Origin of the sequence: Aurantibacter sp. (assembly GCF_039941195.1) — a bacterium.
Classification (GTDB): domain Bacteria; phylum Bacteroidota; class Bacteroidia; order Flavobacteriales; family Flavobacteriaceae; genus Aurantibacter_A.
The window spans coordinates 15,784-32,500 of sequence record NZ_JBDVFA010000038.1 but is presented as its reverse complement, the minus strand read 5'-3'; the positions used below and the strand labels follow the sequence as shown (position 1 = coordinate 32,500).

The following is a 16,717-nucleotide window of genomic DNA, read 5'->3' as shown; positions in this document are numbered from 1 at the left end:
GGTCTGTGGGTTTTATATATATAAAGCAAACAGTCATGAAAACTATCGCAACTTTAATTTTTGTTCTTTTTATCGGAGTAGCTGCACAAGCACAAACTGCAACTACAGAAGTTAACATCGATACTGTTGAAATGACAATTAGTACAGAAATTACAGTTGAAGAAGCAACTGCTGAAAAGAATACTGAAGTAGCTCGTTTATACAGAAGAACAAACAGCAGAGTTAAAAAAGCATTGTCTTTTACAACTAAAAGAAACAGAGCTAAAAAAGCTTAATACGCACCGAATTACTCAATTAGCAATTTATATTTTAATGCAGTCTTATTTCTTCGGGCTCAATTGCTTTTTTAAGTCCTAAGTAGTCACATTTTATAGGCCTTAATTCAAGAAGTGAATTCAACCCTATAGTTTTTTGATCTTGTTTAAATAGATTTAAAATTTCTGTTTTTAACACATAGAAGGTCCATTGACTTAAATCTAATGGATTAATTGTGTTTTGATCTTTATTGTTTAGAACGCAAAACACATAATAATCTGCCCAACGTCTTTTAATGCCATCAAAGTTGGAATTTTCTTTACTGCCTATTGTAGGGGCAATACCAAATTTTATTTCAGAGAGTTTTTGCTGCGTCCAACTTTGTATATAAGCTGCTGATATTATTTGAAGTTTAAGTCCTTCCGTCGTTATTAAATCAAAATTGGCGTATTCAACACGATATTCAGATTTAATTTCTAGCGCATTTTTCACTATAAACTCTGCTAAAAGCCCTCGTGTTCTATTTTCAATTAAGTTTGATTGATTCCAACTCCAAAATTGTGTCAAGCTAATATTTAAATTTTCATTGTTAAATTGGAATAATTCAGTTCCACTTTTCTTTTTTGTTACTATTTCAGGAATAGGCCCGTTGTTCATGTATTATTTAATTAATGGTTGTGTTTTTGAGTGATTATTATTGCCTTATAATCCTAATGTAATCTTCAATGTGCTGTATGTTGTGCATCGAAATCACATCAATTTTATACAAATGATGAGTTTAAGATGAATTAGATAAATACAAATAAAATTATTAATCAAAAGTGTTACTTAAATGATTACCATGGAGGTCTTGGTTCAATATTAAGTAATGTCAAGTGTAAGAATTGGTCTATTACAAATTTGAAATAAAATAAACGCAATACCATATCTATTCGAAAATCAGCAAAAAATAAGGATTAACGACCGTTTTTATCTCTTTATTCTTCGTTGAATTACTTTTAAAGTCGTTTTTCGGCAAAAGCACTTATTTGTTACATCGATAATATTCGTGGTTTTAACTAACATTATTCTAGTCACCGAAATTAATAGTTTTTGGGCGTCTTTTTCGTAAGACAATCGAACATGGAAGTTATATTTAAGTAACCAGATTAACAGGTAATATAACCTAATCATGAAGGCAATTTTAACATTAGTTCTTAAAATCTTGTAAGGTGAATTAGCACAAACACAAAATAGAGAAAAGCGTGAAAGTAAAATTCAACATAGTCAAATGGGTGTTTTTTTGGATGATAGCACTTATGGTTCTCACAATTGTGAAAAGATTAAGATAGTAGACAACAATAATTTAGAGTATGTAAGGTTGTATAGGTTTAAGAACATACGAGTTAAAAAAGCTGTGATTTTTAGTCTTAAAGGAAATACTTCAAAGTTGGCATAATAATTGAAATAAAGAAATAGCTAGGCCGTTCAGAATGGGGGTAAAGCACTAATCTAAAATATGATAATGATACTAATAGCACTAATTACCGGAATAGCTTTAGTTCTTGGAACAATAGCGGTTTCATTTAAAAAGAAACATCAAATGCGACCTATTAAGGTTCGTGTTAAGAAATAAAAGAGAAAACTATTAGGATACTAAAAAGGGCTGCTTTTAAAAAAAAAAGCAGCCTTTTTTATTTATTTTACATAGTTCTTAAGCTACGGAATGTAATTTTTGACCAATGTCTCTAAATCTAATAACGTAGTTTGTTCCTTTCTTCGTCAGGTCTCTTGTAATAGTTCCTCTAAGTTGTCTAGTAAGATTATTTATTAATTTTAGTCCTAACGATTTTGTGTTTTTGTAGGTCACCTCTTCAGGCATACCAACTCCATCATCACCTATATTTAAAACAAAATCTTCCAAACTTTCTTTCTTAAGTTCAATATTTATTTCACCGGCTAAATCATCTTTAATACCATATTTTAACGCATTAGTAATTGCTTCGTTAATTAAGAGTCCTAATGGTATAGCGGTATCAATTCCGAGTTTTACATCTTCTATATTTAAATTCAATTTCACATTATTTTCGGTGCCTTTTAAAGAACGTATTAAATATTCGCTAAGCTCTTTAACATATGACTTGTATTCAATTTTCGAGAGATCATCGCGCATGTATAGCATTTCATGTACCATTGCCATTGAAATAACACGATTTTGACTACTCTTTATTAAGCTTTTCATTTTTGGGTCTACAAGGTTTCTTGACTGTAAACTCAACAGGCTAGAAACAGTTTGTAAATTGTTTTTTACTCTGTGGTGAATTTCTTTCAATAGCGTTTCTTTCTCATTAATCCTCTTTTCTATTTCTTCCTTGCTTTTATATAGGTTATGATGGGCATGAAGTAAGTTTTTGCCAAAAACCCCTCCAATTAAGTATACTGAAAATAAAACACTAACTAGGGCAAATAAATCTCTTGATTGTTCAGGAATTACGTTTGTGGTAAAGGTGTAGTCGGTTATACTCTGTGAATAAATAAGTACGATTATAAGTAAATTCAGATTCAAGTAGAGACTACCATAAGATTTGGTAGAAACGTAACCAGCGACTACAATTAGGGCTAAAACAAAAATAAAAGGACTATTAATACCACCGCTATATAATGTAATTATTATTGCCCCTGCCAAGGTCATAATGGACACAATATTATAGGTGAGTACTAAGTTTTTGTGGTAATTATATAAAATTATATTCAAAAGATTTATAACTCCAAAAGTCCAAAATATATGAGGTATTACTTCTTTAATATTTAGAGCATAAAAGCAAAGTGTACCGAAAACTAATGCGAAAAACGAGGTAAAGTAGCAAACCCGTTTAACTAATCTGGCTTGATTTGCAAGACGATCCTGCCTGATTATATCTTTTTCTTCCATGGTAGAAATGTTTTCCTTTTCGATAATAGTAGCTAGAGAAATACGCTATTTACTATATGTTGGGATGTTTGAATGAGTAAAACTAACTATGTTTTCTATTAATTTCAAGACTTATCCACTTAATTATGTTGATTAGCAAGTAGTTTCTACGGGTTTTTACTAAGTATCGCCATTCTTTTTTTCCAATCATCTAAGTACTCGATTCGATGTTTGCTCACTGTTTTTGCACCAATGTGCTTGGAAGTTCTTAGGGAATCTACCGGATTATCGACCCAGTAATTAGCACCATGTGAATTTTTAATAAAAGATCCACCCCAACTAGAATCTGTTGGGTCATTAATATTTCCTGACAAAAAATATAGGACAGAAGGTGTGTCACCCATTTTAATATCTTTCTTTTGTTCATAGAAAAGTTTACCTAATGCACCGAAATCTTTAATATTAGAAGAAACAAAAGAGATATTACCATACTCATTTTCTTGATACCCACCTTGATACATTCCTCTAAATGTATGGTCATTTTCTATCCACCATAAGTCCTTATGATTATTAAAAAGATATTCTCTTGCCTTCGGATCTTGCCAGGTATTCCATGATCCTATAGAATAAACACGTATTTTCTTTTTTATTTTTGGGTTGTGATGTACTGCTTGGGCAACATCTGTAATTGATCCCCAGACTAGAATCCAAAGGGGCTGTGTGTTGTCTTCCAAAGCCTTTTCAATAATATATTTGGCACCTTCAGATACTTCCTTTGGAATTTCTTCGGCTTGTGGATTTAATGCACCTTGTTTTGTTCGTGATCTAAGAATTTCGGGGGCTATATAATTTGATGAATGAGATTTAAGCTGATCAAAATCTTTTTCATAAGCAGCTATACCTTCAAGAATATCTTTTTTTCTTCCCTTACTTGGTGGCGAACTAATCAACCCTTCAATATTAAATTTATCTGCATATACTAATAAATGAACTAGCGATTGAAAATCATCAGGATCATCACCACCAATGTCAGTGCTCACAATTATTCTTGGTAGTTCGGATTGTGCCTTAATGGTGGAGACAGTACAAATAGAACAAATAAAAATTAATAATAAACTGTACTTAAAATTAATCCTTTTTCTTTTGATGTTAACAAGGTCTAAATTTCGAAATGTTTTGGTTTTCAATTTCAATAGTTTATAATGTTCTTCTAAATATATTGAATTTTGACCACAAAAAAAGGCGATGTTTTAAATCGCCTTGTTATAAAGTTTTGAGATGTTTTAATCTTCGGTTAAAACCCATTCACCTTTGTTAATTAAGACTTCGGCTTGTTTGTACTTTAAGGTTTTACTCTCACCTGACATTATATTCTTAATTGTAACTCTTTCATTTCTTCCAATTTTACGAGTATCTCGAATAATAGTTTCGGTAACTTGTTGTCTTTGCCCTTGACTTTGACCAGCAGCTCTATTTAAAGCTGCTAATTCATCACTATTTGGAATATCTTCTTTTGAAGCTTGTATATTCACTTTTGGGCGTTGTGTTTGCCGTGCTTCTTGAATTTCATTAGGGTTTCCACTTGGCAGCTCACCTTTAAACAAGAATGAAACAACCTCTTTGTTAACCTTTTCAATCATAGATTTAAACAATTCAAAAGCTTCAAACTTATAAATCAATAAAGGGTCTTTTTGTTCGTGGACCGCTAGTTGAACAGATTGTTTTAATTCATCCATCTTACGCAAGTGTGTTTTCCACGAGTCATCAATTATTGCTAACGTGATATTTTTCTCAAAATCTGTAACCAATTGCTTTCCATCACTATCATAAGCATCTTGAAGGTTAGTTACAACATTTAAGGTTTTTATGCCGTCCGTAAAAGGAACAACGATGCGTTCAAACTTATTAGCACTATCTTCGTAGACCTTTTTTATTACCGGAAACGCTGTTGCTGCGTTACGCTCAATCTTAACTTGATAATGGTCGTATGCAGTTTTATAAATAGCATTTGCCAATTCTTGAAAGCCCATTTTTGAGAATTCTGCTTCAGAAACTGGGGAAGTTATAGAGAAGAATTTAATTAATTCAAACTCAAAATTCTTAAAGTCGTTTGCATTTTTATTAGTTTCTGCTATTACCTCACAGGTATCATAAACCATATTAGCAATATCTACTTTTAAGCGCTCACCTTGTAGTGCATGTCGTCTTCTTTTATATACAACTTCACGTTGGGCGTTCATTACATCATCGTATTCCAACAAACGCTTACGAACACCAAAGTTATTCTCTTCAACTTTTTTCTGTGCTCGTTCAATTGATTTAGTCATCATAGAATGCTGAATTACTTCACCATCTTCTAGTCCCATTTTATCCATCATTTTAGCTACACGTTCCGAGCCAAATAATCGCATTAGATTATCTTCTAATGAAACATAAAATTGAGAACTTCCTGGATCTCCCTGACGACCAGAACGACCTCTCAACTGTCTGTCTACACGTCTAGAATCATGTCTTTCTGTCCCCACAATTGCTAATCCACCAGCATCTTTAACTTGGTTTGATAATTTAATATCGGTACCTCTACCTGCCATGTTTGTAGCAATAGTAACAACACCGGCATTACCTGCTTCAGCAACTACATCAGCCTCTTTCTTATGTAATTTAGCATTCAGTACGTTATGAGGAACTTTTCGAATAGTAAGCATACGTGAAAGCAGTTCAGAAATTTCAACAGAAGTTGTACCAATTAAAACAGGTCGGCCTTGTTGAGAAAGTTTGGTAACTTCATCAATAATGGCATTATATTTTTCTCGTTTTGTTTTGTAAATTAAATCGTGTCTATCATCTCGGGCAATAGGTCTATTGGTAGGAATTTCCATTACATCTAGTTTGTAAATTTCCCAAAATTCACCAGCTTCCGTAATTGCTGTACCTGTCATACCCGAAAGTTTGCGATACATTCTAAAATAGTTTTGTAAAGTAACTGTAGCAAATGTTTGCGTAAGGGCTTCAATCTTTACATTTTCTTTGGCTTCAATGGCTTGATGAAGTCCGTCTGAATAACGTCGACCGTCCATAATACGACCGGTTTGTTCATCAACAATCATCACCTTGTTTTCCATTACTACATATTCGACATCTTTTTCGAATAGGGTATAGGCTTTTAATAATTGACGCATGGTATGAATTCGTTCACTTTTAACGCCAAATTCTTTAAATAATTTATCTTTTAATTCTGCTTCTTCTTCTATATCAAGATTCTGATTTTCAATTTTCGCAATCTCACCTCCTATATCTGGCATAATAAAGAAGTCTTTGTTGTCACTACTTCCAGATATATGTTCAATTCCCTTATCAGTTAATTCAATTTGATTGTTTTTCTCTTCAATTACAAATAACAATTCTTCATCAACAATCGGCATTTCACGATTGTTATCTTGCATATAGTAATTTTCAGTTTTCTGCAATAACTGTTTTATTCCTTCTTCACTTAAATATTTTATAAGTGCTTTATTTTTTGGTAAACCTCTGTGTACACGAAGTAATAGAAATCCTCCTTCTTTGGTGTCACCTTCAGCAATTTTCTTTTTAGCTTCCGCAAGAACACCTGTTAAATATTGTCTTTGTTTCTGAACAATATCCGCAATTTTTGGTTTTAATTCGTTAAACTCATGACGTTCACCTTCGGGTACTGGTCCTGAAATAATTAGCGGCGTACGAGCATCATCAACTAAAACAGAATCAACTTCATCTACTATGGCATAATTATGTGGTCTTTGCACTAGGTCTTTTGGCGTATGAGCCATATTGTCACGTAAGTAGTCAAATCCAAATTCGTTGTTGGTGCCATAAGTGATATCGGCATTGTAAGCAGCTCGTCTACCGTCAGAATTTGGTTTATGATAGTCAATACAATCAACCGTTAGTCCATGAAATTCAAAAATTGGAGCCATCCATGCGCTATCTCTCTTCGCCAAATAATCATTAACTGTTACTAAATGGGTTCCATTTCCAGTTAAAGCATTTAGATATAGGGGTAAAGTGGCAACTAAGGTTTTACCTTCACCAGTATGCATCTCTGCAATTTTTCCTTGATGCATAGCTATACCTCCGATAAGTTGCACATCGTAATGAATCATATCCCAGGTAACTTCTTTTCCTGCAGCGTTCCAAGAGTTTTGCCAAATGGCATTGTCACCATCTAGTGTAACATATTCTTTAGTTCCTGAAAGTTCTCTATCTCTTTCACTGGCCTTAACAGTTAATGTTTTGTTCGCTACAAAACGTTTAGCAGTTTCTTTTACAACAGCAAATGCTTCTGGAAGAATATCGTTTAGAGTTTTTTCTGAAATTGCGTAGATATCATCCTTAAGCTTATCAATTTCAGCGTAGATATCTTCATTTTTATCAATATCCTTTGAGGCCTTTACATTTTCTTGAAGTTCTTCTATTTTGCTAGTTTCTTTTGAATAGCTATCTCTTATTTTAGATTTAAATTCTTCGGTTTTCGCTCGAAGTTCATCAATACTTAGGGCTTCAAGGGCTTGTTCGAAAGATTTTATTTTATTTAGTAGCGGTTGTAGTTCTTTGACATCTTTTTTAGACTTATCGCCAACGAACGTTTTTAAGATAGAATTGAGTAAACTCATAATCGGTATTTGTTATTTCTGAATCACCTGAAAAACTTAGGTTTACTTCTGAAAATTATCATCAACAGTAAAGCAAAAGGTATTCCAGTTCTGATTTTCCTAGAAAACATCTTTAATAGCTGACAAAATTACATAAAAAAAAAGCCTCCGAAGAGACTTTTAAGACACAATTAGGTCTATATTTTAATATTCATCCTCGTTCCAGAGGTAGTCTTCTTCCGTTGGGTAGTCCGGCCAAATCTCTTCTATGGATTCGTAAATTTCACCACCTTCTTCTTCCATAGATTGCAGATTTTCTACAACTTCTAGAGGTGCTCCTGTTCTAATAGAGTAATCTATTAGTTCGTCTTTTGTGGCGGGCCAAGGTGCATCACTTAAATAAGATGCTAATTCTAATGTCCAATACATCGTAGTAATTTGATTTTTAATTTTTTGCAAAAATAATTTTATTACTGACACTGCCAAGCTTTTTGGACTTATTTTATTCAGTTTTTACAATTATTTCAGCCTTAATAATTTGATAACGGATAAATTACGGATTTATTAGTCCTTTTTGGTAGGCATCCATTTTATTTCATCCACGTTTAATTCTAATGTCAATTTTCGTGCCAATACGAATAGGTAATCTGATAATCTATTAATATAAGCAAGAACATTAATTTCTATGGCTTGCTGCTCGTTTAATAAAGACACTGTTCTTTCAGCTCTTCTACAAACTGTACGTGCGATATGGGAGTATGAGATAGTTGTATGACCGCCAGGAAGTATAAAATGCGTCATTTCAGGTAATGAATTATTCATTTTATCAATCTCATCTTCTAACAGACTAATATCCGTTGCATTAATTATATTAATATTCAATCGTTCTTTGCCAGATTTTAAAATAGCCTTTTCAGGATCGGTTGCCAAAATGGCACCCAATGTAAATAGTTTGTGTTGAACTTCTAAAAGTAATTTTTTGTAGTGTGATTCAATTTCTTGGTCTTTAAGTAAACCAATCCAAGAATTTAATTCATCAACACAGCCAAGAGCGTCAATTCGCAGGTGATGTTTAGATACGCGAGTACCACCATATAATGATGTTTGACCTTTATCACCGGTTTTAGTATATATTTTCATAATTAATAGTCAGGTTTAAATTCTTAAATCTAAAAAACACTAATCATTACTTTTTCTTTCCTTGCGGGTATTACCTTCCATAAATTTTTTAGACTTACGTTTTCTAGCCCTATTTCTATTACGCATTGAAATAACGAGATAAATAGCGAATAGAACGCCTACTACAATATATATTGATTTGTCCATGTTTTAAAATTACTAGTTTACAGTCGAATCTTAAAATGTTCTTTCACTTGTTCTTTTCTTTTAAATACAACGCCACAATAAAAGAAATCTATCGTTACCGTTGCCAATTCTGTATTTATTAAATGTTGCCATAAATTAATTGAACCTTCATTTTTATAAATATCATTAATTATGAGCATCGAATCATTATGTGTTTTTTCGTTTGAAAAAAATGTATTTATTAATTCAATGGAAATTTCATCTACGTATGTAAGGTCAGTAACAGTATTATCGAACTGACATTCTTTGATTTTTTCATGTATCAAATCTGTAACCAAAGCATTGTCCACAACATTTATAAACTTATAATTGAAATAAATAATGCTTTTTAGCAATACATCTAAAGTTTTAGCTTTTTTATAAAGCTTATCGCTATAAATACATTTAGTAATATAATTATACACAAAAGGGGAGTGTACCCCATGCTGATTGGTGGCAGATGATAAAAATTTTAAATATTTAAGAAACCTAGACATTTTTAATCTTAACCTTCAACAATTGCAGAAAGTTCGAACCAGCGTTCCGTTTTTCTTTCTATAGAATCTATCGTTTGTTTTAATTGCATTGAAAGCGTATCTATTTCATCACCTTCTAAAGATTCGGTTGAAAATCGATTTTGAATTTTCTCTTTTTGTTCTTCTAATTGTAGAATTTCTTTCTCTAGCTTATTATACTCCTTTTGCTGGGTATAAGTTAACTTATTATTCTGGCTATCGTTTTTCCAAGACTTTTTAGTTTTTGCTTCTTGTTTTTCTGCTTCTTTTTTCGCTCTTTCAGCAAGCACAAGACTACTTTCATAATCTCGATAATCGGAATAATTTCCAGGGAAATCCATTATTTCACCTTCGCCTTTAAAAACAAATAAGTGATCTACTATTTTATCCATAAAATAACGATCGTGAGATACCACAATTAAGCAACCTGGAAAATCTAATAAAAAGTTTTCTAGAATATTTAAAGTAACTATATCCAAATCATTAGTAGGTTCATCTAGTATTAAAAAATTAGGGTTTTGAATTAGAACAGTACATAAATACAAGCGTTTTCTTTCACCACCACTTAATTTTGAAACAAAATCATATTGCTTTTTTCTGTCAAAAAGAAAACGTTCTAAAAGTTGTTGGGCTGAAATTTGTCTTCCTTTTTTTAAAGGAATATAATCGCCAAATTCTTTAATTACATCAATTACTTTTTGGCCTTCTTTTATTTGAATACCACTTTGCGTATAGTATCCAAATTTTAAGGTGTCTCCAGTTACAATTTTACCAGCATCGGGCTTGTCATTACCAGTAATTAAATTTAAAAAAGTAGATTTTCCAGTACCATTTTTTCCTATTATGCCAATTCGATCTTTTCTTTGAAAATTATATTCAAATTGGTTCAGAATAGTTTTGCCTGGGTATGCTTTTGAAATTTTATGTAGTTCTAAAATTTTATTTCCCATACGGTCCATGTTAATTTCCAACTGAACTTCATGGTCATTTCGTCTTTTATTAGCCCTTGCTTTTATTTCTGAAAAATCGTCAATTCTAGATTTTGATTTTGTGGTACGCGCTTTAGGTTGTCGGCGCATCCAATCTAATTCCTTTTTAAAAAGGCGTTTAGATTTATGTAATTCAACATCTTCTTGCTCAATACGTGCTTCCTTTTTTTCAAGATAGTAGCTATAATTGCCTTTATATGAATAGAGTTGTCCATTATCTAATTCCAATATTTCGTTACACACGCGTTCTAAGAAATAACGGTCGTGTGTAACCATAAATAAAGACAAGTTTTCTTTAGCAAAGTATTCTTCCAACCATTCAATCATTTCAAGATCTAAGTGGTTGGTAGGCTCATCTAAAATTAATAAATCAGGTTTATTAATGAGAGCATTTGCAAGCGATAGTCTTTTCTTTTGTCCACCTGAAAGTTTGCCCACTTTTGCAGATAAATCATCCAATTTTAACTTGAATAAAATCTGTTTGTATAAGGTCTCGAAATCCCAAGCTTGGTAACGCTCCATGTCTTCAAAGGCGGCTTGGTACAAATCTTCATTTTCTGGATTTTTTAGAGCCTTTTCGTAACGTTCAATGACCTTCAATACTTCGTTGTCTGATGCGAAAATAGTCTGTTCAACTGTTAAATTAGGATCAAGATCTGGTTCTTGCTGCAAGAAGGAAACTCTAATATCTTTTCTAAAATTTACTTGGCCGGCATCGGCGGCATCTAATCCCGCTAATATTTTAAGAATAGAAGTTTTACCCGTTCCATTTTTAGCAATTAAAGCAATTTTTTGATCTTTATTTATGCCAAAGGACAAGTCTTCAAATAGGACCAATTCTCCATATGATTTTTTAATACGTTCTATTGTGGCTAAGTTCATTGGGAAATTATTTTGAAGAAAATCTGCTATATAAAAACAGATAACGAATGATTAATAATAATATAATTGGGATGATTAAAACTGAGAACGATTGAATTTTAACTAACCATAAAATACATGTAATACTAATTAGTGTTATTAATAAGATTAAGTATTTCGGAAGCCATTTTGGCAGCGACTTTTTTAGCAAAAAGAATGCGGTAATTATGTTTAATGGAAATAACCAAAGTATATTGAAGTTATTTACAGTCCATATATGATCTGTTAGGAACCATAAATAAAATATAAGCAAGCCATGTAGTCCGGTAATGAGAAAAAGTAAAAAATCGAACCAACGACTTCGTTTATTTTTATTAACGTCATTATAAGTAACAAGTCCAGTAATTATTAAACCTATAAGAAACCAGAAAAGTGGCGACAAAAAAAAGTTATTCTCAACTTCCTGTTCTATCGATGCTACTATTTCTTTTTCGTTTGGACTAAGTACTTGGTTTCCCAATTTAGATTTTTTCAATTGTTTGCTCACATATTCTGGTAAAAACATATGTTCTTCTGGGGTAGCCTTTCTATCAATTACAGCGCCTAAAGCCAAGTCTATGCCAAATTGCCCCCAAGTATTTGTTTTTAAATTTTGCTGCATTAGCTCTCTAAATGTATAAAGCGTATCAATATAATTTGGGTCAAAAATTAATTGGTCGCCAAAAACATTTTTTTGTACATCCCATATTTTTGTAGCACAATTGTTTAATAAATAATCATATTTATAGATTCTATTTTCTGGTCTGGCATTGTTTTCTAAAAACTGAAAAAGTTCGTTACGTTGTTTTAGGTCAAGATTTAGAAGTTGTTCTTTAACCCATCTATTTTCTAATTTATATTCATAAAGAAAATCTGAAAAATAACTTCGGGCTAATAGGTAATCCATTCTACCCTGAGAGAATTCATAATAAAATTCCATTCCTCTAGCACTAAAAACTCCAAAATTGTAAACGACATCAATATTTTGAGCTTGGTCTTGAACTCTAATTGCACTATGTCCGAATGCAGTATATAATACTTCACCAGGTCCGCATGTTAGTACACTTATTTTTGAACTCGCAGAAAGTTGCACTTTCTGCGAATATGCGTTGTTTACGAAAATTAATATAAAAACAAGAAGAATAAATTTCCGCATTACTAATTTATCTGGGTGTGGAACGCAAATATCCGAATAAAATATGGCACTAGGTAAAAGCAATGTAATTTGTATTATTTTTACCAAAATCACATAAAAAATGAAAAGGCATATTCCTAATTTTATTACACTACTCAATGTTTTTTGTGGATGTGTTGCGGCTGTATTTGCTGTAATGAATCAGCTTGAGATAGCAGCGGTATTTGTTTTTTTGGGTATTTTCTTCGATTTTTTCGATGGTTTAGCTGCTCGACTTTTAGATGTTAGAAGTGAGTTAGGAGTTCAACTAGATTCGCTAGCCGATATGATAACGAGCGGTTTAGTACCAGGGATAGTCATGTATCAGTTATTGATTATGTCTGAAACAGGCGGTTGGAATATTACTACACATGCGCAAAACTTAGAAATCTCATTACTTCCGTTTTTTGGTTTTTTAATTACAATGGGTTCGGCTTATCGCTTGGCAAAATTTAATATAGATGAAAATCAACAAGATAGTTTTGTTGGACTTCCAACTCCTGCAAACGCCTTATTAATTATATCCTTACCGTTGATTATGCTTTATCATAATAATGAATACCTGAATAACATAATTTTAAACGAATGGTTTTTATTAGGATTAACTATTTTGAGCGCTTACCTTTTAAATGCTAATATTGAATTGTTTGCCTTAAAATTTAAAAAATGGGGTTTTAAGGATAATGCTTTGCGATATATTTTTATTATTATAAGCATCGTCCTTTTAATTACGATGAAGTTTATTGCCGTTCCATTAATTATATTTTTTTATATCTTAAGTTCAATAATCTCGAACTTGAAAACTGCTGGCTAAATGATTAAAAGCAAATAGATTGTAATCATATTTTAAGTATACATATATTCTTTATTTCTTGTTGTAGTAAAAAAGGAGATTCTTAGGTAACCAAAATACCTGTGTAATTAGCCTAGCTCCGCTAATTTTCGTAATTTTAAGGCTTACAACCTTACTGCTATGAATAAAATTAAAGAAGTTACCGATTATATAGCTGGTGCTTCAAGAGAACAAAAAGAAGTGCTTAGTACGCTGAGAGAATTAATTGGCAAAGCGAACCCAGAAGTTGCGGAAAACTTTAAATGGAGCAGACCAGTATACGCTACTGAAAAGGATTTTTGTTATCTACAGTTCAATAAAAAGCATGTTAACTTAGGTTTTTATAAATTTGATAACATTGATGACCCAAACAATTTATTAGAAGGTACAGGAAAGGAAATGCGTCATATTAAAATTGAAGATGGTTCCAAATTAAATCCACCTATTCTTTATAAAATGATTAAGCAGGCTTCAAAATCTTAAACGCCTAACTTTTAAGGTGTAACTTTCTTTTTACGAAGTTCAAAGTTTTTACCTAAGTATACTTTTCGTACCATTTCATCAGCTGCCAGGTCTTCAGGTACTCCAGACTTAAGTATCCCTCCTTCAAACATTAAATAAGAGCGCTCTGTAATAGCTAAAGTTTCTTGTACGTTGTGATCGGTGATTAATATTCCGATGTTCTTGTCCTTTAAGTGCGCAACAATGGTTTGTATATCTTCGACAGCAACAGGGTCAACACCGGCAAAAGGTTCATCTAATAAAATAAACTTTGGATCAGTTGCTAAGGCTCTCGCTATTTCGGTTCTACGTCGTTCTCCCCCAGAAAGTAAATCACCACGGTTTTTACGAATATGGCCAAGGCTAAATTCTTCAATTAAAGCTTCCATTTTCATGTGCTGTTCTTTTTTGCTCATTTTCGTTAATTGTAGTACGCTTAATATATTCTTTTCAATACTCAATTTACGAAACACAGAAGCTTCTTGTGCTAAATAGCCAATACCGTTTTGGGCACGTTTGTACATTGCAAAGTTGGTAATATCCATATCATCTAAGAATATTTTACCACCATTAGGTTTAATTAATCCGACAATCATATAAAACGATGTCGTTTTTCCAGCTCCATTCGGACCAAGTAATCCGACAATTTCACCTTGATTAACTTCCAAAGAAATACCTTTAACGACCCTACGGCCGCTATAAGTTTTCATAATATTTTCTGCTCTTAGCTTCATTTTGTGTGCGAAGTACAATTTTAATAGTGAAGTTCGGTTTTAATCAAACCTCCTCAAGAAATAGACTATTCCTTTTTCAAATCTAAAACATATAACCTCAGTTAACTCGAAAATGCTTTATTTTTTAACTTTTTTTGGCACGTTTGGCTTTTAATTTAGCCTCTTGCTTTGCTTGTCTTTTTAATACTCGCTTGGATATATAAATACTTACTTGGTATAATATTAATATTGGTAATGCAACTAATATTTGACTTACCACATCTGGTGGAGTTACCACAGCGGCGAGAATTAACACAACTACCAAAGATATTTTTCGATATTTTTTTAATATTTCTGGAGTAACTAATCCTACTTTAGTAAAAAAGTATACTATAATAGGAAGCTCAAATATTAAACCACAGGCGATTACAGAAGTTCTAACGGTACCAATAAAAGAGGATAAATCAATATTATTACTCACCTCTGAACTAACCGTAAATGTTGCGAGATAATTAATAGAAAGTGGTGCAACTAAATAATAGCCAAATAAAGCTCCTGTAAAAAATAGTAATGAAGCTGCAAATATAAAACCTCTCGAATGCTTTCTTTCATTAGGATGCAGACCAGGACTAATGAATTTCCACATCTCATAAAGAATATACGGAAAACCTAAAATGAATCCTGCCCAAATTGCTGTCCATATAAAAGCAGAAAACTGCCCCGACATTTCACGACTTTGAATAATTATTGGTAATTCATCTGCGCAAAAATTAGAGTCAATACCTAGAAAAGTACCTACTTTACAGAAAAACCTATAGGTGGGAAAATCCATGCTTTTAGGTCCAAAAATAATTATGTCAAAGATGAAGTTGCTAAACAACAATGCGAGACCTGCAATAATTACTACAGCTAAAGTTGAACGTATTAAATGCCAGCGTAATTCCTCTAGATGATCTAAAAATGACATTTCATCTGGAGTTTTGGTATTCTTTTTTGTCATTATAGGATGCCTTCATTTATTAGGTTGTGCAAATGTACAACGCCTGAATATTTTTCACCATCTACAGCCAATAATTGTGAGATACCTTTTTCTTGCATTACTTTCAATGCTTTTACAGCTAAGGCATTTGCCGAGATAGTTTTTGGATTTTTCGTCATAATATCCTTTGCTTGCAAGCCATTTATAGAATCATAGTTATTAAGCATTCGTCTAATATCGCCATCTGTAATTATTCCCACAACTTTATTGTCTTTAATTACTGCGGCCGCACCCAACATTTTTTTGGAAATTTCAACAATTACCTCCCTAATGTCCGCATCATGAGCAATTTGCGGTTTTTGATTTTTTTCTGAAATATCAGCTACGCGCAGGTATAATTTTTTTCCTAGAGCCCCACCAGGATGATATTTTGCAAAATCTTCACTATCAAAACCTTTTAAATTTAGGAGACAAATTGCAAGAGCATCGCCCATAACCATTTGCGCTGTTGTACTAGTAGTGGGTGCTAAGTTGTTAGGACAGGCTTCTTTTTCAACAAAAGTGTTTAGTATAAAATCAGCATTCTTACCTAAAAAAGAATCCTTTTTTCCCGTCATAGCCACAAGCTTATTATTCGCACGCTTAATAAGAGGCACTAGCATTTTAATTTCAGGAGTATTACCACTATTTGAAATACAGATAACTACATCATCTTTTTGTATGGTCCCAAGATCACCATGAATGGCATCAGCGGCATGCATAAAAATTGCTGGAGTTCCTGTAGAATTCAATGTTGCTACAATTTTATTGGCAACAATAGCACTTTTGCCTATTCCAGAAACGATAACGCGACCTTTAGTTGAAATAATGCATTCTACAATATTCGTAAAATCTTCATCTAATAAGCTCGATAAGTTGTTAATTGCTGCCGATTCTTCCTGAATCGTTTTCTTTGCAAGACTTAAAATTTGTTTTGAATTACTCAAGTATTTTATTT

Annotated in this window: 16 protein-coding genes; 3 read left to right on the top strand and 13 right to left on the bottom strand. The window is 32.3% G+C overall.

Translation table 11 applies throughout. The features are described 5' to 3' along the window. On the top strand, nucleotides 1-275 hold a 275-nt coding region (locus ABJF52_RS07265; protein ID WP_348148442.1), incomplete at its 5' end, for a hypothetical protein. A 34-nt stretch (nucleotides 276-309) separates the two neighbouring features. Here ABJF52_RS07265 and ABJF52_RS07260 read toward each other — a convergent pair. From ABJF52_RS07260 to ABJF52_RS07215, 10 genes are all read right to left on the bottom strand, one after another. Further along, entirely contained in the window at nucleotides 310-912 is a 603-nt protein-coding gene (locus tag ABJF52_RS07260; protein WP_348148439.1) for a hypothetical protein, read from the bottom strand. A gap of 1,036 nt (nucleotides 913-1,948) precedes the next feature. Continuing rightward, nucleotides 1,949-3,166, bottom strand: coding sequence for a sensor histidine kinase (locus ABJF52_RS07255; RefSeq protein WP_348148436.1), 1,218 nt, complete (start codon nucleotides 3,164-3,166; stop codon nucleotides 1,949-1,951). 146 nt (nucleotides 3,167-3,312) lie between these two features. Beyond that, nucleotides 3,313-4,185: a DUF1593 domain-containing protein gene (locus tag ABJF52_RS07250; protein WP_348148433.1), complete on the bottom strand. Its 873-nt coding sequence runs from the start codon at nucleotides 4,183-4,185 to the stop codon at nucleotides 3,313-3,315. A 243-nt stretch (nucleotides 4,186-4,428) separates the two neighbouring features. Continuing rightward, nucleotides 4,429-7,794: a preprotein translocase subunit SecA gene (gene secA / locus ABJF52_RS07245; RefSeq protein ID WP_348148430.1), complete on the bottom strand. Its 3,366-nt coding sequence runs from the start codon at nucleotides 7,792-7,794 to the stop codon at nucleotides 4,429-4,431. A 183-nt stretch (nucleotides 7,795-7,977) separates the two neighbouring features. Beyond that, the gene (locus tag ABJF52_RS07240; protein WP_013994285.1) at nucleotides 7,978-8,202 is read right to left on the bottom strand and encodes a DUF2795 domain-containing protein; all 225 of its coding nucleotides are present in this window, start codon (nucleotides 8,200-8,202) and stop codon (nucleotides 7,978-7,980) included. Between the two features lie 135 nt (nucleotides 8,203-8,337). Then, nucleotides 8,338-8,913, bottom strand: a complete 576-nt coding sequence (locus ABJF52_RS07235; protein WP_348148427.1) for a cob(I)yrinic acid a,c-diamide adenosyltransferase — start codon at nucleotides 8,911-8,913, stop codon at nucleotides 8,338-8,340. Nucleotides 8,914-8,952: 39 nt separating this feature from the next. After that, nucleotides 8,953-9,099, bottom strand: a complete 147-nt coding sequence (locus ABJF52_RS07230) for a hypothetical protein (protein WP_348148424.1) — start codon at nucleotides 9,097-9,099, stop codon at nucleotides 8,953-8,955. A gap of 17 nt (nucleotides 9,100-9,116) precedes the next feature. Then, entirely contained in the window at nucleotides 9,117-9,614 is a 498-nt protein-coding gene (locus ABJF52_RS07225) for a hypothetical protein (RefSeq protein WP_348148421.1), read from the bottom strand. Nucleotides 9,615-9,622: 8 nt separating this feature from the next. Continuing rightward, nucleotides 9,623-11,503 carry an ABC-F family ATP-binding cassette domain-containing protein gene (locus tag ABJF52_RS07220; protein ID WP_348148418.1) on the bottom strand — a complete coding sequence of 627 codons (1,881 nt, stop codon included), beginning with the start codon at nucleotides 11,501-11,503 and terminating at the stop codon, nucleotides 9,623-9,625. Nucleotides 11,504-11,510: 7 nt separating this feature from the next. Next, nucleotides 11,511-12,677, bottom strand: coding sequence for a DUF4105 domain-containing protein (locus ABJF52_RS07215; RefSeq protein ID WP_348148415.1), 1,167 nt, complete (start codon nucleotides 12,675-12,677; stop codon nucleotides 11,511-11,513). A gap of 100 nt (nucleotides 12,678-12,777) precedes the next feature. On the opposite strand from ABJF52_RS07215, the gene ABJF52_RS07210 reads away from it, so the two are divergent. Together ABJF52_RS07210 and ABJF52_RS07205 are read left to right on the top strand one after the other, a co-directional pair. Further along, the gene (locus ABJF52_RS07210) at nucleotides 12,778-13,509 is read left to right on the top strand and encodes a CDP-alcohol phosphatidyltransferase family protein (protein ID WP_348148412.1); all 732 of its coding nucleotides are present in this window, start codon (nucleotides 12,778-12,780) and stop codon (nucleotides 13,507-13,509) included. Between the two features lie 159 nt (nucleotides 13,510-13,668). Further along, nucleotides 13,669-14,010: a DUF1801 domain-containing protein gene (locus tag ABJF52_RS07205; RefSeq protein WP_348148410.1), complete on the top strand. Its 342-nt coding sequence runs from the start codon at nucleotides 13,669-13,671 to the stop codon at nucleotides 14,008-14,010. 11 nt (nucleotides 14,011-14,021) lie between these two features. Here the strand turns inward: ABJF52_RS07205 and lptB are convergent, their stop codons facing one another. From lptB to ABJF52_RS07190, 3 genes are all read right to left on the bottom strand, one after another. Then, nucleotides 14,022-14,762: an LPS export ABC transporter ATP-binding protein gene (gene lptB, locus ABJF52_RS07200; RefSeq protein WP_348148407.1), complete on the bottom strand. Its 741-nt coding sequence runs from the start codon at nucleotides 14,760-14,762 to the stop codon at nucleotides 14,022-14,024. 124 nt (nucleotides 14,763-14,886) lie between these two features. After that, nucleotides 14,887-15,741: a twin-arginine translocase subunit TatC gene (gene tatC, locus ABJF52_RS07195; RefSeq protein WP_348148404.1), complete on the bottom strand. Its 855-nt coding sequence runs from the start codon at nucleotides 15,739-15,741 to the stop codon at nucleotides 14,887-14,889. Further along, a complete protein-coding gene (locus tag ABJF52_RS07190; RefSeq protein ID WP_348148401.1) occupies nucleotides 15,741-16,706 on the bottom strand; it encodes a KpsF/GutQ family sugar-phosphate isomerase in 966 nt (321 codons plus the stop codon). Before ABJF52_RS07190 ends, tatC begins: the two co-directional genes overlap by 1 nt. Between the last annotated feature and the right edge of the window lie 11 nt (nucleotides 16,707-16,717).

Excerpts from the sequence above, each read along its gene's own strand:
- ABJF52_RS07230 (WP_348148424.1), bottom strand. The coding sequence starts at position 9,099 with ATGGACAAATCAATATATATTGTAGTAGGCGTTCTATTCGCTATTTAT.
- ABJF52_RS07255 (WP_348148436.1), bottom strand. The coding sequence starts at position 3,166 with ATGGAAGAAAAAGATATAATCAGGCAGGATCGTCTTGCAAATCAAGCC.
- ABJF52_RS07220 (WP_348148418.1), bottom strand. The coding sequence starts at position 11,503 with ATGAACTTAGCCACAATAGAACGTATTAAAAAATCATATGGAGAATTG.
- secA (WP_348148430.1), bottom strand. The coding sequence starts at position 7,794 with ATGAGTTTACTCAATTCTATCTTAAAAACGTTCGTTGGCGATAAGTCT.
- ABJF52_RS07235 (WP_348148427.1), bottom strand. The coding sequence starts at position 8,913 with ATGAAAATATATACTAAAACCGGTGATAAAGGTCAAACATCATTATAT.
- tatC (WP_348148404.1), bottom strand. The coding sequence starts at position 15,741 with ATGACAAAAAAGAATACCAAAACTCCAGATGAAATGTCATTTTTAGAT.
- ABJF52_RS07225 (WP_348148421.1), bottom strand. The coding sequence starts at position 9,614 with ATGTCTAGGTTTCTTAAATATTTAAAATTTTTATCATCTGCCACCAAT.
- ABJF52_RS07205 (WP_348148410.1), top strand. The coding sequence starts at position 13,669 with ATGAATAAAATTAAAGAAGTTACCGATTATATAGCTGGTGCTTCAAGA.
- lptB (WP_348148407.1), bottom strand. The coding sequence starts at position 14,762 with ATGAAGCTAAGAGCAGAAAATATTATGAAAACTTATAGCGGCCGTAGG.
- ABJF52_RS07215 (WP_348148415.1), bottom strand. The coding sequence starts at position 12,677 with ATGCGGAAATTTATTCTTCTTGTTTTTATATTAATTTTCGTAAACAAC.
- ABJF52_RS07240 (WP_013994285.1), bottom strand. The coding sequence starts at position 8,202 with ATGTATTGGACATTAGAATTAGCATCTTATTTAAGTGATGCACCTTGG.
- ABJF52_RS07210 (WP_348148412.1), top strand. The coding sequence starts at position 12,778 with ATGAAAAGGCATATTCCTAATTTTATTACACTACTCAATGTTTTTTGT.
- ABJF52_RS07260 (WP_348148439.1), bottom strand. The coding sequence starts at position 912 with ATGAACAACGGGCCTATTCCTGAAATAGTAACAAAAAAGAAAAGTGGA.